Origin of the sequence: Polaribacter sejongensis (assembly GCF_038024065.1) — a bacterium.
Classification (GTDB): domain Bacteria; phylum Bacteroidota; class Bacteroidia; order Flavobacteriales; family Flavobacteriaceae; genus Polaribacter; species Polaribacter sejongensis.
Map to the genome: position 1 here is coordinate 1531975 of NZ_CP150667.1, position 20526 is coordinate 1552500.

At 29.9% G+C, this 20526-nt stretch carries 13 protein-coding genes (1 of these 13 only partly in view); 9 read left to right on the forward strand and 4 right to left on the reverse strand.

Annotation, left to right across the window (positions count from 1 at the left end; all coding sequences use genetic code 11):
- Positions 1-68: 68 nt before the first annotated feature.
- On the reverse strand, positions 69-1076 hold the full coding sequence (locus tag WHD08_RS06455) for a helix-turn-helix transcriptional regulator (RefSeq protein WP_165730023.1): 1008 nt from the start codon (positions 1074-1076) through the stop codon (positions 69-71).
- 75 nt (positions 1077-1151) lie between these two features.
- Here WHD08_RS06455 and WHD08_RS06460 point away from each other — a divergent pair, with 75 nt between their 5' ends.
- The 4 genes from WHD08_RS06460 (at position 1152) to WHD08_RS06475 (ending at position 6594) form a co-directional block, all read left to right on the forward strand.
- Positions 1152-3548, forward strand: coding sequence for a TonB-dependent receptor (locus WHD08_RS06460; protein WP_208888788.1), 2397 nt, complete (start codon positions 1152-1154; stop codon positions 3546-3548).
- 83 nt (positions 3549-3631) lie between these two features.
- Positions 3632-4348 carry a DUF4198 domain-containing protein gene (locus WHD08_RS06465; RefSeq protein ID WP_165730019.1) on the forward strand — a complete coding sequence of 239 codons (717 nt, stop codon included), beginning with the start codon at positions 3632-3634 and terminating at the stop codon, positions 4346-4348.
- 405 nt (positions 4349-4753) lie between these two features.
- Entirely contained in the window at positions 4754-5053 is a 300-nt protein-coding gene (locus WHD08_RS06470; RefSeq protein ID WP_165730017.1) for a hypothetical protein, read from the forward strand.
- A 2-nt stretch (positions 5054-5055) separates the two neighbouring features.
- Positions 5056-6594 (forward strand): PepSY-associated TM helix domain-containing protein, encoded by a 1539-nt coding sequence (locus WHD08_RS06475; protein ID WP_208888787.1) that lies wholly within the window; start codon positions 5056-5058, stop codon positions 6592-6594.
- A gap of 380 nt (positions 6595-6974) precedes the next feature.
- On the opposite strand, the gene rpsA is transcribed toward WHD08_RS06475, so the two are convergent.
- Positions 6975-8786, reverse strand: a complete 1812-nt coding sequence (gene rpsA, locus WHD08_RS06480) for a 30S ribosomal protein S1 (protein ID WP_165730013.1) — start codon at positions 8784-8786, stop codon at positions 6975-6977.
- Between the two features lie 242 nt (positions 8787-9028).
- Here rpsA and WHD08_RS06485 point away from each other — a divergent pair, with 242 nt between their 5' ends.
- The gene (locus WHD08_RS06485; RefSeq protein WP_208888786.1) at positions 9029-9658 is read left to right on the forward strand and encodes a 7-carboxy-7-deazaguanine synthase QueE; all 630 of its coding nucleotides are present in this window, start codon (positions 9029-9031) and stop codon (positions 9656-9658) included.
- Positions 9659-9814: 156 nt separating this feature from the next.
- On the opposite strand, the gene cmk is transcribed toward WHD08_RS06485, so the two are convergent.
- Together cmk and porQ are read right to left on the reverse strand one after the other, a co-directional pair.
- A complete protein-coding gene (cmk, locus tag WHD08_RS06490; RefSeq protein WP_208888785.1) occupies positions 9815-10507 on the reverse strand; it encodes a (d)CMP kinase in 693 nt (230 codons plus the stop codon).
- Between the two features lies 1 nt (position 10508).
- A complete protein-coding gene (porQ, locus tag WHD08_RS06495) occupies positions 10509-11531 on the reverse strand; it encodes a type IX secretion system protein PorQ (RefSeq protein WP_208888784.1) in 1023 nt (340 codons plus the stop codon).
- A 489-nt stretch (positions 11532-12020) separates the two neighbouring features.
- Here porQ and WHD08_RS06500 point away from each other — a divergent pair, with 489 nt between their 5' ends.
- From WHD08_RS06500 to WHD08_RS06515, 4 genes are all read left to right on the forward strand, one after another.
- Positions 12021-14024: a BCCT family transporter gene (locus WHD08_RS06500; RefSeq protein ID WP_165730005.1), complete on the forward strand. Its 2004-nt coding sequence runs from the start codon at positions 12021-12023 to the stop codon at positions 14022-14024.
- Between the two features lie 777 nt (positions 14025-14801).
- The gene (locus tag WHD08_RS06505) at positions 14802-17882 is read left to right on the forward strand and encodes a SusC/RagA family TonB-linked outer membrane protein (protein ID WP_165730003.1); all 3081 of its coding nucleotides are present in this window, start codon (positions 14802-14804) and stop codon (positions 17880-17882) included.
- A gap of 5 nt (positions 17883-17887) precedes the next feature.
- Positions 17888-19759, forward strand: a complete 1872-nt coding sequence (locus WHD08_RS06510) for a SusD/RagB family nutrient-binding outer membrane lipoprotein (protein WP_208888783.1) — start codon at positions 17888-17890, stop codon at positions 19757-19759.
- Positions 19760-19791: 32 nt separating this feature from the next.
- On the forward strand, positions 19792-20526 hold the 5' portion of the coding sequence (locus WHD08_RS06515) for a hypothetical protein (RefSeq protein ID WP_165729999.1). The gene runs 132 nt beyond the window's last position; 735 of the gene's 867 nt are visible here — the first part of the coding sequence; the start codon lies at positions 19792-19794; its stop codon lies beyond the right edge, outside the window.

The window sequence follows — 20526 nt, forward strand, 5'->3', positions numbered from 1 at the left end:
TATTGTCTTTTTAAGCGGAACAAATATAAATTATTATAAATAATAAGCCTTTTTTATTGAGGCTTTTTTTATAAATGATAAACACCTAATGTGTTTCTAAAAGCATTAGGAGTTTCCTTAAAATAACGTTTAAACGCTGCACTAAAATGAGTTGCATTTTTATAACCAACCTGTTCCGAAATTTCATAAATAGGAATTTGTGTTGTTTTTAATAACTTTTTAGCTTTTTTCATTTTTTCTTCATGATAGAATTCATTTAGTGTAGTATCAAAAATTTTCTTAAATTTTGTTTTTAATAAATTTTCATTCAAGCCAAACTGAAGTGATAATTGACTTAATGAATAATTTTTATCTAAATTGTTTTTTAAAAATAACCTTACCTTATAAAGTGTTTTTAGTAATTTATCACTTTTTACAGGTGTTTGATTCGAATTTATATTCTTATAATTATTTATTTGACTTGCTAAAATTTCTAAAATTTTAGCTTCCAATAAAATTTTAAAAGAAATCTCTTCTGAATACTTTAGCTCCAGGTTTGATAATAATATTATTATATCTTCTGTAATTGGAATAATGAGATCCTTATCTGTAATCTTTTTATAAATTAATCCTTTATTTAATCCATGTTGATCTAAAAACTCATTTGATAGTTTTATTTCAACCTCTCTGTATGGTTTACTTTTTGTTATTCTGTAAAAACCATCAAAACTTTTAATGAATGCCATATAAGACTCTTGACTTTCATATAAAATATCATCGCTACTATTATCAAATGACATTATTTTTTCTCCTTCTATAAGGAAGGACAATTGTAATCTTCTTTCTTCAATTTTCTCTAAAACAACTAAGTCTGAACTTAATAAAAAATTACTAATTAATATAGACATACAATTAAATTGTAATTCGATAATTGATCCAACACCAAATTCTTGTAAAATTTCATATTCGATACAGAGAAAACCACAATATTTATTCTTAGATTTTTCAACAGCTATCTTATTAATAAAATTTGATTTTAGAGCTTCTAAATCCAAAATTTTACAATTTTCAAAATCACGTCTTTTTTTATTCTGCATGCGTCTTTTTAAATTCTATTACTTGTTTACATTTGTGGTAAATTTATTTAGACTAAATACAAATAACAAATAAAAATGATAAAAAAATTAATAATTTTAGTAATACTATTTTCTACATCACTAATAAGTGCTCAAAAAGGATCTATTACAGGTAAAATTGTAACACAAAAAAACAGCCCAATTTCTAATGTTAACATAATAATAAAAAAGACAAATAAAGGAACTATAAGTAATCATTCAGGAGCATTTAAAATAGAGAATGTACAATCCGGTAATTATAATTTATCAATTACATATATTGGTTACAAATCAAAACTGATTCCTTTTACAGTTGAAGAGGGGCAAAAATTGAAATTACCAAAAATTATTTTGATTCAAAATCAAGAACAATTAAATCAAATAATTGTTAATAGTAATAAGAAAAACAAATTTTCTACAAAAGAAAGTGTTTATGTCTCTAAAATGCCTTTAGCAGATATAGAAAACCCGCAAGTATATAATTCAATTTCTAGTGAATTATTAAAAGAGCAAGTAGTTACCAATTTAAATGATGCTATTAAAAATGCAACAGGAGTTACCAGATTATGGGAGTCTACTGGGCGTGGAGGTGATGGAGCAGAATATTATTCTTTACGTGGATTTGCAGTACAACCTACATTATTAAATGGGTTACCTGGATTAAATAATGGAGGTTTAGATCCTTCAAATATTGAACGAATTGAAGTTATTAAAGGTCCGTCAGGAACACTTTATGGAAGTAGTTTAATTTCGTATGGAGGATTAATCAATGTAGTAACAAAACAACCTTATGAAACTTTTGGAGGAGAAATATCATATACTTCCGGGACCTATGGGTTAAATAGAGTTACGGCAGATATAAACACTCCACTTGGAGATAGTAATGATACTTTTTTAAGAATTAATACTGCCTATCATACTGAAAACAGCTTTCAAGATGCGGGTATGAATAACTCTTTTTATTTTGCACCTTCTCTAAAATTTATTGCAAATGAAAAATTAAGTTTTATTGTAAATACAGAAATATTAAAAAGAAAATCTGTAAATGCACCTATGCTTTTTTTAAGTGGTTCTACAGCTATATTGGATAACAATATTGATATTTTTGAGAAAAACTACAAAAATTCATTTACAAGTAACAATTTATCTATTGAGAACCCTACATTTAACTTACAAGCTCAAGCACTTTACAAATTATCAGATACTTGGACTTCTCAAACTGTATTTTCTACAGGTAAAACTACTGCAGACGGTTACTACTCTTATTTATGGGGTTCTACTGATGGAAATGCCATTAATCATTATATCTCAAAATTAAATAATGAAACAAAAACAATTGATATTCAACAAAATTTTATTGGTGATTTTAAAATCGGTAAATTAAGAAATCGTTTAGTAGTAGGGTTAGATTATTTTAATACTAACTTAAGAAATAATGCTACTGGTTGGAATTTACTTGGGCAAGTAACTCTAGATGATGGACTAAGTACCTCTATTTTATCACAATCTGCTGTAGATAATTTATTAGCAGTTACAAGTGTTTCAAATACTGAAGCAGAACAAGAGACGTATAGTGCTTATTTTTCGGATGTATTAAATTTAACACCTACACTATCTGCAATGGTTAGTTTAAGAGTAGATTTATTTAAAGGAAATGAAGTATATGTTTTTCAAGGTGGAGATGACGAAACAAATGACGACCAAACAGCCTTTTCTCCGAAATTTGGATTAGTATATCAACCTATCAAAGACAAGTTGTCTTTATTTACAAATTATATGAATGGATTCTCTAATGTGTCTCCTCAAGAGGTTTCAGATGCAGATGGTACAAACCCTACTATAAAATCTTTCGATCCAGAAAAAGCAAATCAATTTGAAGTAGGGATGAAAGCAAATTTATTTAAAAACAAATTATCTGCAACGGTAAGTTATTATAACATCAATGTCTCTAACAAATTAATGGCAGATCCAAATAATGTAAACAACACATTACAAGGAGGAGAAGTCGAAAGTAAAGGTCTTGAATTAAGTTTCATTGCAAGCCCAGTTAAAGGATGGAATATTATTACTGGTTTTAGCCATAATAATAGCGAAGTTTTAAAAGAAACAGAAGGAGCGGGTTACTTAGGTTTGAGACCAATAGCAGCAGGTCCAGAAGATTTATTTAATTTTTGGACAAGCTATACTGCTCAATCAGGAAGATTAAAAGGTTTTGGTATTGGTTTTGGAGGAAACTATGCTAGTGAAAACAAAGTTTTTAATAACACTAATACTGGCTCTTTTGAATTACCAAGTTATACAACTTTAAACACTTCTTTATCCTACACCGAAGAGAAGGTAACTGTAATTTTAAAATTAGATAACATTGCAAATAAAAAATATTTTTCTGGATGGAGTACAGTAGCACCTCAAAAATTAAGAAGTATTTCAGCTAGTATGAGATATAGATTTTAAAAGTTAGTTGAGTTAAGTTAATTTTAGTAGTATTTCATTCCTTGTAAAGTATTTGCAAGGGATGAAATTAAAAAAACATTACAATGAAAAAGATATTTTTAACATTCGCATTTATATTAGTTGCAACATTACAAACATTTGCACATTATCTATGGATTGAAACAAATCCAACAGGAGTAATAAATGAAGAACAAGAAGTTAAAGTTTATTTTGGGGAATATAATTATGGGGTTATTGAAAAGGTAAATGGAGAAGCTTTTCATAAAGTAAAAGATTTTACACTTTGGATTGTAGATGCAACAGGAAATAAAAAACAACTAAAAGTTACTGCTAGAGAAAATCATTATTTAGCAAAGTTTACTCCTAAAAATAATGGAACACATACAATTGTTTTAAACAATGATAAAATTGATGTAATCGATTATACTCAATATGATTTCGGAATTTTTAAAACGCATTATAATTCTAGTGCTAAAATACAAATTGGTGAAAAAACTTCTGAAACTATAGCTGACAACAAAAACGGAATTACCGTAAAAGACATTTCTAAATATGAAAATGAAATGAAGTTGCAAGTTTTATATAAAGGAGAAGCTTTAAAAGAAAATGAGGTAAAAATTTATGTTGCAGATTTATGGTCTAAAACCTTAAAGACAGACAAGGGTGGTGTTATATCATTTAAACTTCCTTGGAAATCTAAATACATTTTAGAAACTACTTTTAGTGAAAAAGTTCCTGGAAAATTTAAAGGAAAAGATTATCAATTTATTTGGCATTGTGCAACCTATTGTATTAAATAATTTTTAAGCTAAACATCATTACAACTCTGAAGATAAATTGTTTTCAGAGTTGTTTTCATTTAAAAAAATATGGTTTCTATAACTACTTTTATTATATTTCTATCTTTTTATTTATTTTATAATACATCTAAAAAAACTGTAAAATACGATCCTAAAAAATCAAATATTTGGATAGATAAAAACATTCAATTAACTAAAAAAATAGCTTTTATATTATTAATTATTTCAATAATATTAAACATATACTTATTTGGTTTTGGAGCAGGAATTTTAATCTTTTTTGTCATTCTAATGACATTAGGAGGTTTAATTATTCTTCTATTTCCAATGGGTTATTTAAATTACAAAAGTGTTTTTTATTGTTTTCTAGTATTTTTAATATTTGAACTTTTCATCTTTTAATTTATGCCAGCAAATCCAAAATACTTATCATCTAATTGGCAACGTTTCGCTAAAATTACTGCTGGATTTTTAGGTGGTTATTTCGTTACAATATCATTTCATTTAGCAATCTCATTTATTTTTAATCATGTAAATGTTATAATTACATCAACTTATACAGGTTTTATTCTTTGGGCTGTATTAATGATTCTAGCTTTTCTCGCAAAAAATGGATGGAAAGTTTGGGGTATTTATTTACTATTAACAATTCTATTTTCAATGATTATTTATGTTGGTAAAATTTACAATCCTATTATTTCTTAAAAATGAAAAACAGAACTTATAATATCATTTTTCACACACATACAGTTAGCGGAATTGTAATAAGTGTTGTGCTTTATATCATTTTCTTTGCTGGTTCATTTTCGTTTTTTAGAGATGAAATTGTAAACTGGGAAAGAAATCAATCTGTAGAAATTACTGATGATATTCAATTAGACTTTGATGAAACGCTAGATTCTTTACATAAAAAATACAATCTTAATGGTAGAGATATAGAACTTAAAAAATATTATATAGAACAACGAGTAGCCGTTTCTATGTCTGCTTCAAAAGACACCTTAAATTCTGAAAAATTAGAAGGTGCAAAATTTTTCTATATTGACACAAAAAACAAAACAGAGCACACCTATAATAATTCCTATACTCTAGGTGAATTTTTATATCGTTTACATTTTTTGGCTCAAATCTACTACCCTATTGGATATTATCTTGCTGGTTTTGTTGCCATCTTTTTCTTATTTGCAATTATTACAGGAGTTATTATTCATTGGAAAAAAATGATTGCTAATTTTTATGTTTTTAGACCTTTAGCAAAACTAAAAACGATGTGGACAGATGCACACACGGCGCTAGGTCTTATAGGTTTACCATTTCAGTTTGTATATGCTGTAACTGGTGCTTTTTTTATGATTAAACTACTTTTAGTAGCTCCTAGTGTTTTTGTTTTATATGATGGAGATAGTGCTCAATTATATGAAGATTTAGAATATACTCATCCTCAATATCAATTTAACAATAAAACAATTTCTTCTGACTTTAGTGTAAATTCATATGTAGAAACAACTAAAAAATTATGGAATGACTTTAATGTCATAGAAATTCATGTTTTTAATTATAAAGATGAAAATATGCATGTTTTAGTAAATGGTCATATAGATTACACTTCTAAATTTAATGGAGTTGGAGAAGCCATTTTTAATGTAAAAACTGGTGAAATCGTTTCTAAAAAAAATCCAATAACAGAAACTTCTTATTTAGATGGGGTAAAAAATGTGTTGTTTAGAATTCATTATGGAGATTATGGTGGAATTCCTTTAAAACTGATTAGCTTTATTTTAGGATTGGTTTCTTGTTTTGTTATTATTTCTGGGGTAATGATTTGGTTAATTGCAAGAGACAAAAAAAATGTTCCTGATAAAAAACGTCGATTTAATGAACGTGTTGTAAGAATTTATTTAGCAATTTGTTTAAGTATGTATCCAATAACAGCATTATCTTTTATTGCTGTAAAAGTATATCAACCAACAAGTTCTTCTTTTATTTATAACTTCTATTTTATTGGTTGGTTATTATTAACCCTCTTTTTTATCATAAAAAAAGATTTTCACTTTATAAATAAATACACGTTACTTTCGGGTAGTATTATTGGGTTTTTCATTCCTGTTTCTAACGGGATAATGACTGGTAACTGGTTTTGGAATTCGTTTAGCAATCAACTGTTTCAGCTTTTATTTATAGATGTTTTCTGGCTTGTTCTAGCATCATTAACACTTTGGATATCCTTAAAATTAAAAAAAATATAAAAAATTATCAATCTCACCCCAAGTGTACGAGGTATTCTTCCGGATTAAATGTTTTTCATTTCTAGACAAGGCTCGGGAATTGCCCTCTTGACTATCTCCCTGTGATTAAAAATGATTAATCTTTAATAATTCTTGAAATTTGGCAAGAAGATTACGTTAAGAGGTAAATAGAAAATCATTTTTTGAAGGATGAACAAAATATTGAAATATAAAAACCCGACCTTTTTGGGGAATGCCCAGAAAAGAGTTGGCAGTGTTCAGTATTCAAAAAATATTTTTTTTGAATACTGGAAACCTACAAAATTCTTAGAAATTTTAAAGCACAAAAAAAGCCGATACAAATTGTATCGGCTTTTAAAATATATTAGAAATGTAAATGATTATTTACCTTCTTCCATTTTTTTCTTTAATGCTGCAAGACCACCAATATCTCCTAAGGTAGTTTTTTCTGCGTCTGCTGCTTTCTTAACGGCAACTTTCACATTTCTTTTCTCTTGCTCTTTAAATAAAGATGTATGAGAAACAACAACTCTTCTGTATTCTTTAGAGAATTCTAAAACTACAAATTCGATTTTGTCTCCTTTTTCTAATTTAGAACCATCTTCTTTTTCTAAGAATCTTGTAGGTGCAAATCCTTCTACGCCATCAGCGAAAGTTACAACTGCTCCTTTATCATTCTTTTCTTTGATTGTTCCTTCATGTTTAGAACCGATTGCATACGTAGCTTCATGTGCATCCCAAGGGTTATCTTGTGTTTGCTTATGACCTAAGTTTAACTTTCTGTTCTCTACATCTAATTCTAATACTTGTACTTCTAGTTTATCACCAACAGTTACAAAATCTGATGGATGCTTCACTTTCTTAGTCCAAGATAAGTCTGAGATATAAACTAAACCATCAATACCTTCTTCTAATTCTACGAATACACCAAAGTTAGTATAGTTACGAACTGTACCAGTGTGAGTAGAACCTACAGGATATTTAGTAGTAATATCTGTCCAAGGATCTGGGTGTAATTGTTTGATACCTAAAGACATTTTACGGTCTTCACGGTCTAAAGTTAAAATTTGAGCTTCAACTTTATCTCCAACTTTTACGAAATCTTGTGCAGAACGTAAGTGAGTTGACCAAGACATTTCAGAAACGTGAATTAACCCTTCTACTCCTTGTTCTACTTCTACAAACGCACCATAATCAGCTAAAACAACAACTTCACCATTTACTTTATCACCAACTTTTAATTCGTTGTTTAAAGCTTCCCAAGGATGAGCAGATAATTGTTTTAATCCTAATTGAATTCTAGATTTGTTATCATCAAAGTCTAAAATTACAACGTTTAATTTTTGATCTAATTCTACAACCTCATTTGGATGATTGATTCTAGACCAAGATAAATCAGTAATATGTACTAATCCGTCTACACCACCTAAATCAACAAAGACACCATAAGAAGTAATATTTTTAACAATACCTTCTAATACTTGTCCTTTTTCTAATTGACCAATAATTTCTTTTTTCTGTAATTCAATATCAGCTTCAATAAGAGCTTTATGAGATACAACAACGTTTTTAAATTCGTGGTTGATTTTAACAACTTTGAATTCCATTGTTTTCTCAACATACTGATCGTAATCTCTAATTGGCTTAACGTCAATTTGAGATCCTGGTAAGAATGCTTCAATTCCGAAAACATCTACAATCATACCACCTCTAGTTCTACATTTAACGAAACCGTTAACTACTTCACCAGTTTCATGAGCATTGTTAACACGTTCCCATGCTTTAATAACTCTTGCTTTTTTGTGAGATAATACTAATTGACCAGAAGAATCTTCTCTTTTGTCAACTAATACTTCTACAGTATCTCCTTCTTTTAAACCTTGGTTGTAACGAAATTCGTTTAAAGAAATAACTCCTTCAGATTTAGAATTGATATCGATGATTGCATCTCTATCAGTAATTCTGATTACAGTTCCTTCAATTACGTCACGCTCGTTTACAAAACCTACAGTTCCTTCTAACGCTTTTTCAAATGCTTGTAATTTTTCTTCATCAACAGCTTCAATACCTTGTTCGTATTTGTGCCAGTTAAAATCAGCTAAAAATTGTGTTGGATCTACAGCTGGAGTCGCTGTTGCTTGTACTTCAGTAGCAGCTACCTGCTCTTCAGTGTTTTTTGTTTCTTCAGACATTTCTGAATAATAATTTTGTATCTTATTGTTTATCAGATTTTAACGATATAAACGCAAAGAGTTGTTTTTATAAATTGTTTTAAATATTCCTTTTATAAATCTGTTCTCGTAAAAAGGAGTGCAAATTTACAAAAATGTTTTGATTTATAACACTTTACAATTAATTTATTATTCCTTTTATTGTTGATATACAAAAAACTACCTTTGCACCCTTAAAACCTTTTAGGTAGATTTTAATGAAGATGGATAAAAATACAAAAGATTTAGTAGATAAAGGAATAATGCTTCCGTTAATGGAAGAGTTCTATACCATACAAGGAGAAGGTGCTCATACAGGTACTGCCGCTTATTTTATTAGAGTTGGTGGTTGCGATGTGGGTTGCCATTGGTGCGATGTTAAAGAAAGTTGGAACGCAGAATTGCACCCACCTACTTTAGCAGATACTATTGTAGATAACGTTAAAAAATATGCTAATACCGTTGTTATAACTGGTGGTGAGCCTTTAATGTGGTCTATGGATTATATTACAGAAAACCTTCAGAAAAACAATATTAGAACGCATATAGAAACTTCTGGAGCGTATTCTTTTTCGGGAAAATGGAATTGGTTTTGCCTTTCGCCTAAGAAAACAAAAATGCCTCTAGCCGAATGTTATCCTGAAGCAGATGAGTTAAAAATGATTATTCATAACAAATCTGATTTTGATTTTGCAGAGCAAGAAGCCGCTAAGGTCGGTGCTAAATGTCAGCTTTATTTACAGCCAGAATGGAGTAAAAAAGAAAAGATGACTGCAGAAATTGTAGATTATGTAATGAAAAATCCAAAATGGAAAATTTCTTTACAAACACATAAATACCTGAATATTCCATAATATTCAGGTATTTTATACTTTTATTAGAAGCTATTTCCTGCTTTCACTACTCGCTTTTCTTATCCTAAAAAGGAATAAAAAAGAGCTCAAACAATAAGCATGTCTTGATCTTTCCGAAAGGTTCAATCAGGGCTAGACTATTTTGTAAACTTTGTACTATCCCTCGATTCTTCTATCTACTATAGAACAAATACGATCAAACTGTTCGTTAATTCCCATATCAGAATTATCAAACTCAATAGCGTCTTTTGCTTTCATTAAAGGAGAATCTTTTCTGGTAGAATCTATTCTATCTCTTTCTTCTACATTAAAAAGTATGTCTTTAAAATCTACTTTATCACCTCTATCAATCAATTCTTTATAACGTCTTGTTGCTCTCTTGTCTGCAGAAGCCGTCATAAACAACTTTAATTCAGCATCCGGAAAAACAACTGTACCAATGTCTCTACCGTCCATAACAATACCGCTATTTTTTCCCATCAGTTGCTGTTCGGCTACTAACTTTTTTCTTACTTCAGAAATAGCAGCAACTTTACTAACCAATTGAGAAACGGCTAAAGTTCTAATCTCTTTTTCTACATTCTCAGCATTTAAAAACATTTCAGCAAAACCTAAATCTTCATTAAATTTAAATGTAAGAGAAATATGTTTTAGGTTTAAAATAAGTCCTTTTTCATCTAAATGAGTTTTACTCACAAAATTATTGTTCATTGCAAATAAGGTAACTGCTCTATACATTGCACCTGTATCTACATAAATATAATTGTACTTTTTTGCTACTAATTTAGCAATGGTACTTTTCCCTGTTGATGAAAAACCATCAATAGCTATTATAATTTTTTTATTCATATTACCTTCTACTATCTAAATCTATTAATAAACTAAAAGTACTTGCATTTGCTGCTGAATGAAATTTAGAATACGCATAATTAAACTTTAATCTGTTCATTTGAATTCCGAATCCATAAGAGAAACCACTAAAAGTTCTAGCGTTTTGTAATTTTAATTCCGCTGCTCTTCTAAAATTATATCCCAATCTTAAATTAATTAAACTCTCAGGGAACAATTCACCTCCAATAACAAAATGTCTAAAAGTATTTCCTAAAAAGCCTACATCTTCATTCGTAACATTGCCTTCCAAATCGGTTGTTTGATCAGACGGATTCGCTACAGAAATATCCCATTTTTGTAAATTATCAATGGTCGCATACCATTTTAAAGGTACGTGTTCTAATTTATAAGAACCTCCTAATGCAACTTTAAACGGCATTTTTTCTTTTACACCATTATATGTTTGTATTTGAGCGCCTATATTTCTGGCAACTAAAGTAAATGTATATGGTTTATAAGGGCTATTATATAAAATTGCTAAATCTGCAGAAACACCAACAGAACTATAACTATCAATATTAGAATTGATAAACCTCAAATTAGCACCAACAAAAATATTTGATCTTGGTATATTTAGAGCATACCCCGCTGAAACTGCAATATCACTAGCATTAAAATTACCTGTTTCATTTCCTTCCTCATCAGCTCCTATTAAAGAACCATAATCAATATATTTAATACTTCCGTGTATCGTTCCAAATCTTCTAGAAATAGTTTTTGCAAATGCTAAAGAACCAATGTTTATACCAGCTAAGTAACTCGTGTAATTTGCAGATAATTTATTATCAATTTCAACACTTATCACAGAAGGATTCCAAATTGGCTGGTTAACATCATCTAAAAGTGTTAAAACTTCACCACCTAAAGCTACTTGTCTCGCAGAAGTAGAAATATTTAAAAACTGATACACTTCTTCTCCTCCAACTTGAGCAGTTAAGGAGATAGAAAAAAATAAAATAGAAATAAAAAATAATTTTATCATTAACTAATTTAGTTTCAATTTACAAATATACTTTATAACGTAGTAGCATCATAAAAATTACTATTTAAAACTATAAAATATTTTCATATAAATGTCATTATAAAATAATCCTGAATATTATTCTTGAGAAATATTTATAATTTCATCATAATTAATATTAAGATTCAACAGACATATAAAGCTAATAAGTTCCTACCTCCTATTTTCTAAAAATATAATTATACATGGTTTTGTCTTAAAAAGGCACTTCAAAAAGTATAAAATTGAATCTTCCGCTTATTCTGAATACATATTAGATACAAAGGCCATTGGCTATCGAAATCCTTTAGATTCATTATTTTTATTGTAATTTTGTCGATACAACTGTTTTTCTACATTTATTGTTTCTTATTAGCTTTATCTTGACTACAAATTAAAGTTTACCTCTTGAAAACAGTATTAAACAGACCACTAAATTAATCAACCTATATATTTTAAGAAAACTACAATATGAGTAATTCTTTTAGATCCAAAACCACTTTAGATAAAGGCGTAACTATACCTAGTCTGATTTTTATAATTTCCATTTGTCTAATTTCTGCTATTTTTCCTGAATTTACAGAAACCCTCCTGAATAAGGTTAAAAACTTCATATTTGTTAACTTTAACTGGGTATACGTTTGGTGTGTTACCATATTTGTTATTTTCTTGGTTTATTTAATGTTTAGTAAGTATGGAAATATTAAGCTAGGAAGTAACGATAGCAAGCCAGACTATTCTTTCTTTTCATGGGTTTCAATGCTATTTTCCGCTGGTATGGGAATTGGGTTAATGTATTTTAGTGTAGCAGAACCTATGCAACATTACTCCAATGAAGTATTAATGGGCAACAGTACTATTAGTCCTGCAAAAAATGCTCAGTTATATACTTTTTTCCATTGGGGAATTCATGCCTGGGCTATTTATGGTACTGTAGGATTATCATTATCCTACTTCGCATATAGATACAAACTTCCACTTTCATTACGAAGCTGTTTATATCCAATACTGAAAGATAAGGTTAAAGGAAAATGGGGAAATGCAATTGACGTATTCGCTCTTTGCAGTACCTTTTTTGGAATAACAACCACACTTGGATTTGGTGTTGTTCAAATCAATTCCGGATTAGAAACCCTAAACATAGTACCCGAGAGTAGTTTTATGTATCAGATTATAATAGTAGGCGTATTGGTTTCTATTTCCATTATTTCTGCAGTAACTGGAGTAGATAAAGGTGTTAAAATACTGAGTAATATTAATATTATTAGTGTTGTTATTTTATTATTATTTGTTTTATTTCTAGGCCCAACTGTTTATATAATAAGTAGTTTTACTGAAGGAATGGGAAGTTATATTCATAACTTTTTTAAACTAACATTTAATACACATATTTATGAAGAAGAAACACTGCCCTGGTTTTACGATTGGACCATACTTTACTGGGCATGGTGGATTTCTTGGTCTCCTTATGTAGGCCTTTTTATTGCTAAAATCTCGAAAGGAAGAACTATACGAGAGTTTATTTCAGCAGTATTAATCATACCAACATTATTCAATTTTATTTGGATGTCTGTATTCGGAAATAGCGCTATTTGGTTTGATATTAATGTCGCAAATGGACTACTTAGTGAATTATCTAGTAATCCTGATGCCTTGATGTTTAATTTTTTAGAATACCTTCCATTCACTAAGGTAATTAGTTTGTTAGCTATTTCTATCATTCTTATTTTCTTTGTAACATCTGCAGATTCAGGTATGTTTGTAATGAATAGTATCTCTAGTAAGAACTCACAAAATTCACCCAAATGGCAAACTGCAGGATGGGGAATTCTACTTGCTGTTCTAGCCCTATTTTTGTTAAATGCTGGAGGGCTTGAAGCCTTACAAAGCATGACGCTTATTACAGCACTACCGTTTTCTATAATTATTCTTTTATTTGTGGTGAGCCTTGTAAAAGCACTCGCTATAGATAATGATTATTACAAACGTGATTTTCAAGTAACCCCTTGGTCTGGTTTATTTTGGAAAGAACGTTTAAAACAAATTATTTCATACGATGACCAAAAATCTGTTGATGAATTTATTGAAAACACGGTTAAACCAGCCTTTAAAGAACTTCATCAAGAATTTGTAAATAATGGAATTGAAGCAACTGTTCATTTTTCCGAAAAACCCAAAAGTGTAGAAATCGAAATTAAGTATGATGTCGTTAATAATTTTGTATACGGTGTAAAAAATCAATCAAAATTAGTTTCTCAATATTTAATTGATGAAGACAACCTTGGAGGATTTGAAGAAGATTGTTCATACCTTCCTATAACTTATTTTGGTGATTATAGAAAAGGATATGACGTACGTCTTTTTACTAAAGATGAACTAATTTCTGATGTATTAAAACATTACGAAAGACTTTTAGCTATTATTTCCGAAGAAAAAAATGAAATGTTTATTAGCAGTAATGCTAATAAAAAATAAATCTGTGAGATATTCATCTTTTAAAACAAATGCATCTCTTTAAATACTGAAGTCAAAACAATAATATCGACATAACAATGACTATTACTCACGAAACCATTCAAAGGTTTTGTGAGTAATAGCCATATAAACCTTATTAAGAGATATTCGGCTATCATAAGTTTAAGAAAATAAAAAATCTAGCTTTAGAAATCACTTTTTTCTTATAAAACCACAGTCTAAAAGCTGAATATTTAAAATATAACCTTATTTAACGCTAATTCTATATAAGTAATAACAATGTTAAGTAACATATTTTCTTTTTTTAAGTAAAAGAGGAATATACTATTAAACTTGATATTCTATTTATTAGAAAATAATAAAAATTTCATTTCTAAAGTGTTTTCTAACGACATCATTTTACCGCTTCAATAATCACTCCCATTCTAAAAGTAATATTTACTATATGATTTTCTACTTATTTCAAAAAATTTGAAATAATAAAAGAGAATATACTTCTTCCCCACCAACTTGAGCGTTTAAGAAAAGATAAAAAAAATATTTTTTTTATCTAAATGCAATTATAAACAATCATCAATATTATTCATAAAAACAGGTATATAAAATTAACAATACTTTATATTTAGATATAATAAAAATAAAATACCGCAATAAAGCAACAGTAAATAACTACAAAAATGCAGTAAAAACGCAAAAATGACGCAAAAAAAATAAATAAAATGCAAGATTATTGTAATAAAATGTTAAGTTTGTCTTAACTAATCAATAATAATAACTATGACTAAAAAAATTAAAGTAACACTTCTGGTTTTTTTTACAACTTCATTTTCCGTACTATTTTCACAAAACATAGTTGTGAAAGGTACCGTTGTTGATAAAATTGATACGCCTTTACCAGGGGTTACTATTGTAATTAAAGGGAGTAATAAAGGAACATCTACTGATTTTTATGGAAATTATAATATATCAGTTGCAAAAGGTAAAACGCTAGTTTTCTCTTCTATTGGTTTTCAAAAAAAAGAAGTTGTTGTTAATAGCACAACTGCCAAGGTAGTTTTAGAAGAAGACACTTCTGTTCTTGGTGAAGTTGTTATAACTGCAGAATTTGGTTTAAAACGTGTAAAACGTAGTATCGGTTCTTCAGTTCAGCATGTTGATGGAAAAACTATTGAAGATTCTGGTAGAGAAAATTTTATTACCGCATTAGCAGGTCGAGTTGCTGGTCTTAATGTAGGATCTACAAGTGGAAATCCTGGTGCCTCTACCAATGTGGTTCTTAGAAATATTACCTCTATATCTGGTAATAATCAACCGCTTTATGTAGTGGATGGTATTCCTATGAACAACTCTACTTTTGATCCGAGCGGAATGGCTGGTGGAGAATTCTCTGTACGTGACATGGACTTTTCTTCTAGAGGTAACGATTTTAACCCTGATGATGTAGAATCTATAACAATTTTAAAAGGAGCTGGTGCTGCGGCATTATACGGTTCAGATGCATCTAACGGAGCAATTATTATTACCACTAAAAAAGGTACTGCTGGTAAAGGAACTGTTCGATTTAGTAATTTTCTAAAATTTAGTAACGCATATGGTTATCCAGAAATGCAAGACAAATATTCTAACGGAGCTAAAGGAACAACAAACTACTATTACACAAGTAAATTTGGAGGGTTGTATCCAGAAGACACAAAGGTTTATGATAATCTTGATGCAATACTTCAAACAGGTGTTCAACAACGATACAATGTTTCTGTAGACGGAGGATCTGATAAAGCAACTATTCGTGGTAGTTTTTCGCAATTAAACGAAACTGGTGTTGTAAAAACTACTAAATACAAAAGAACTAATTTAAGTTTATCTGGTAAAGCAGAAGTTACAGATTGGTTAACTTTTGAAGGAGCTTTGCAATATACCAATACAGAAAACAACAAGGTTAGAACAGGTACTTCAGGTCCGTTATATCGCGCTATGTTATGGCCTAGAGTAGATGATATGAGTAATTATCTAGCTGAAGACGGTAGCCATATGAGAACACCTGATTATTACCTTGATGTAGATTTATTAAATCCTCTTTTTGGAATGAATAACAATAAGTATTATGATGAATCAGATAGATTTATCAGTAATATTTCTTTGAATATGACGCCAATGAAAAACACATTTGTTAGAGCGCAAGTTGGTTGGGATGTTGGTATGCAAACCTATGTAACATCTACGCATCCTTATTATGCGTATGATAATGCTGGTGAAGGTAGTTATAACATAACTCAGTCAAATTTTTCTGATCCAACAATTAATATCCTTGGTGGTTATAGTAATACATATTTTGACGACAAATTTTCATTTTCAGGTCAATTAGGATATCACCAAGTAGAAAATGGAGTAACTAGAACTAGTAGTTATGGTAGTAATTTTATTGCAACAGATTTTCAGTCTATCAACAACACAGATCCTTTAACTCAAACATCTAGCCAAAGAAATACTACAAGACGAGTACAAGGAATTTCTGGTTCATTCGAATTTGGATATAATAATTTAGCTTTTATTACTTTAAGAGCAAGAAATGACTGGTCCTCAACATTGCCTGTAGAAAACAACAGTTATTTCTATCCTGCTGTAGAAGGAGCTTTAATTGTATCTGATTTAAATTTCTTAAAAGATAATGAAACTATAAATCATTTTAAACTACGTGGTTCATGGGCTCAAGTAGGTAAAGATGCAAGTCCTTTACAAATAGACCCACAATTAGAAAAAACTAATTTAACAGGTGGAGGCTTCAAATATGGTTACACTGGTCCTAATCCAGAACTTAAGCCAGAAATTACAACTGCAAATGAAATTGGTATAGACTTAGGTTTGTTTAAAAATAGAGTAAAAACAAGTTTCACTTATTTTACAACAGAAAATTCAGATCAGATAGTAAGGGGTTTTAGATTAAGTTATGCAACAGGATTTGTATTAAACACATTAAATGTAGGTACATTTAAAACAAAAGGATGGGAAGCAAATATTGATGTTGATATTATAAGAAATAATGACTTTACTTGGAATTTTGGTATCAATGGATCTCAAGGAACTTCAGAAGTTGTTTCTCTACCAGAAAATGTAACAGAATATTATAATGCCTATACTTGGACTTCTGGAAACATCCGAAATGGTATTATGCAAGGTGAATCAATTTCAACTATAACAGGTAGAGCATACGAACGAAATGATAATGGTGATATATTAATTAGTCCAACTACAGGATTGCCTATCACTGCTAGTGAATGGTCTATTATTGGAGACAGAGAACCAAAATTACGTTTTGGAATGAGTACTAGTTTTAAATATAAAAACTTTAGATTATCTAGTTTATTTGCAGGACGTCTAGGAGCTACTGTTGTAAATGGTACAAAACGAGATATGATGTATAGAGGTAATAGTTGGGAATCAGTAGACTTAAGAGAAAGTGGTCCACAAATATTTAATGGTGTTATTCAAGATGGTAATGAGAATTCAGCTAACCCAACTCAAAATACAATAGCAGTAGATTATAGTATGTATGGCTCTTCTATATTTTCAGGAGGAGACGAAGATTGGCTAGAAAAAGATGTAAACTATTTACGTATGCAAGAATTACGTTTTTCTTACCGTCTAGATGAAGAATTACTTAATAAATCTAAACTTTTTTCTCAAGTGAACCTATATTTTGTAGCAAACGACTTATTTACTTGGACAAATTATTCAGGTATTGATGCTGTGGGTAACTCAGTTTCTGCAGCTGCAGGAGGTACGGGTGGTGAAGGTATTGATATTTGGTCTATTCCAAATCCTCGTAGCTATTCAGTAGGAATCAGTTTAACCTTAAATTAAAAATCATGAAAAATAAATTAATATACATACTTATAGCTTTTTTCAGTTTTACTAGCTGTGAAGAATATCTCGATGTAAATAATAATATAGATGCACCTGCTGAAGTAGAAGGATATTTATACCTAGCAGGAATTACCCAACAATACCAAGGTATTTATTATGATCTAAGAGCAATTGCTCCGATGACACAAATGATGGGTACAAGTAGTTACACAAGTTTTGCTAGCAATTACTATAATTTAGGAAGCGATGCTGGAGGAGAAATTTGGAGAATGACTTATTGGAGTCAAGGTCAAAATCTAGAAAACTTAATCAATCAATCTATAGAAGCAGAAGATTGGACCTTAGCAGGAATTGGTTTAGCAATGAAAGCTTACAGTTGGGATTTATTGACAAAAGTTCATGGAGAAGTACCAATGAATGATGCATTTGTACCTAGTTTACTACAGCATGATTATGATTATCAAAAAGATGTCTACACTCAAGTTCGTGAATGGGCTTATGAAGCTATTGAAATGTTAGAAAAAACTGACGATCAATCATATGGTGATAAATTAACTAATAATGATTTTATTTATGGTGGTGATAAAGAAATGTGGAAGAAATTTTCATACGCAATTATTGTCCGTAATTTAGCTTCTTTAAGTAATAAATCAGACTTTTCAGGAACATATGCTCAAGAATTAATTACTGCAGCAGGTAAATCTTTCCAAAGTCCTAGTGATGATGCTACTGTTTCAGTAGGTGGTGGATCACAATCTGCACCATACAGTAGCTATAATAATTTTTGGGGAACGGCAAGAGGTAATTTAAGTTACAGCTATTTTCAACATGATTATGCAGTACAAGTATTTACAGGTACAGTTCCTAAATATGAGGATGCAACAGGAGATAAAATTCATATTATAAATACTACAAATTATTATCATCCGGTTGAACTTGCAGATAAACAAATTATAACTGATACCTTAACAAATGAATTAGGTCATTATGATCCTAGAGTTGCAGTTAAATTGGCTACAGAAAGTAATCCAACATATTTAAATTTAAATAATACAGACAGTATAAAAGCGTATCAATATTATGGAGGTTCATTTACTGGTAGTACAGGACCTATAGGACAAGCTCCATCATTTTACGGAAGAACCTTATCTTCTCAATACCAAGGTACAGTTCATGATGGTACTGGTAGATGGATTTATAGAGATGATGCACCATATATATTAACCACATACTCTGAAATTCAATTTTGTTTAGCAGAAACCTATTGGAAGTTGGGTCAAAAAACAGATGCTTTTGAAGCTTTCAAAAGAGGTGTTAGTGCAGATATGCAAACAACAGCTCGTTATATAAGTACAGGAAGTGAAGGAAGTGCTAGTGGAGGTGACAAAATTACAACAAGTGTTTTTAATTCACTTGCATCAGAGTACTTAAACGGACCTTATGCTGGAGCATTACCATTAAACGAATTTACATTATCACATATTATGATGCAAAAATGGGTTTCTTTATACCCATGGGGAGCTTCAGAAGCTTGGGTGGATATGCGTAAATATAATTATGATATTGAGTATTCAGGAGATGTTCCTAGCACAGGTAATGGATTTGTACATGCACTAGTAGATCAGAAAAAAGACACCGACGATACTAAAGTTTATAAAGGTTTTTATTTAGCACCTGCACAAGTAGAAGGAAGAAAAGGATCTTATTACACACAAAATGAAGGTTCACCAAGTTACCGAATAAGACCACGATTCAATTCAGAATATATGTGGAATATACCTTCTTTAGAAATACTTAAACCTATTTCAGGAACAGCAGAGAATTATCACACGTCAATTCCATGGTTTGTCTATCCAGGAGATTTACCTCAATAAAGTATATGTTCAACTTAAGAAATCTAAAAAACATGAAAAATATAACTAAAATAGGACTCTTTCTGGTTTGTGTATTTTTAATTACAGCCTGTGAAGAACACGTTGTAGAATATGACACAACAGAAATTGATACCGAAACAACAGCACAATTCCAAATACATTATGTAGTTCCCCTAGCAAGTGGAACCGCAAGCACTATAAATAGGATCGAATTAAATGATGAGTTATTAAGCAATGAAACTTATTCATTACCTATTAATAGCTTTATACCTAGATCTTCTACGGGTGGTAAATTTTATACTACAGAATCTGGATTAATAAATCTAAAACTATATATAGGAGCTGTAGATGATTTAACATTAGTCTATGACAAGAATATTGAAATGCCAGCAGGAAAAACGACTCTAATTGTGCATGATTTTGATAAAGACCCAACTATAGTAGATTATGGAGAATACCCAAAAATAACTACAGAAAACACAGGTGAAACAACATGGATTAAATTTCATAATTCACTTTATGAAACCCCAGGGGTACCCACAACACTAAGACTTCAGTATCAGTATCAATATATTTTAGATAACGATACCGGAGAAAGAAGTGAATGGTTTAATGTTGGAGAACCAGTTTTATTTGGAGAAGCAACAGGATGGGAACCAGTAACAGTAAATAAACGAATAGAAATATCTTCTGGTTATGGATATAACTATTACCGCATTAGAGTAATTGGAGATGATGGATCTGATCAAGGTAGCTTACAAGTTTTT

Excerpts from the sequence above, each read along its gene's own strand:
- WHD08_RS06455 (WP_165730023.1), bottom strand. The coding sequence starts at position 1,076 with ATGCAGAATAAAAAAAGACGTGATTTTGAAAATTGTAAAATTTTGGAT.
- WHD08_RS06460 (WP_208888788.1), top strand. The coding sequence starts at position 1,152 with ATGATAAAAAAATTAATAATTTTAGTAATACTATTTTCTACATCACTA.
- WHD08_RS06465 (WP_165730019.1), top strand. The coding sequence starts at position 3,632 with ATGAAAAAGATATTTTTAACATTCGCATTTATATTAGTTGCAACATTA.
- WHD08_RS06470 (WP_165730017.1), top strand. The coding sequence starts at position 4,754 with ATGCCAGCAAATCCAAAATACTTATCATCTAATTGGCAACGTTTCGCT.
- WHD08_RS06475 (WP_208888787.1), top strand. The coding sequence starts at position 5,056 with ATGAAAAACAGAACTTATAATATCATTTTTCACACACATACAGTTAGC.
- rpsA (WP_165730013.1), bottom strand. The coding sequence starts at position 8,786 with ATGTCTGAAGAAACAAAAAACACTGAAGAGCAGGTAGCTGCTACTGAA.
- WHD08_RS06485 (WP_208888786.1), top strand. The coding sequence starts at position 9,029 with ATGGATAAAAATACAAAAGATTTAGTAGATAAAGGAATAATGCTTCCG.
- cmk (WP_208888785.1), bottom strand. The coding sequence starts at position 10,507 with ATGAATAAAAAAATTATAATAGCTATTGATGGTTTTTCATCAACAGGG.
- porQ (WP_208888784.1), bottom strand. The coding sequence starts at position 11,531 with ATGATAAAATTATTTTTTATTTCTATTTTATTTTTTTCTATCTCCTTA.
- WHD08_RS06500 (WP_165730005.1), top strand. The coding sequence starts at position 12,021 with ATGAGTAATTCTTTTAGATCCAAAACCACTTTAGATAAAGGCGTAACT.
- WHD08_RS06505 (WP_165730003.1), top strand. The coding sequence starts at position 14,802 with ATGACTAAAAAAATTAAAGTAACACTTCTGGTTTTTTTTACAACTTCA.
- WHD08_RS06510 (WP_208888783.1), top strand. The coding sequence starts at position 17,888 with ATGAAAAATAAATTAATATACATACTTATAGCTTTTTTCAGTTTTACT.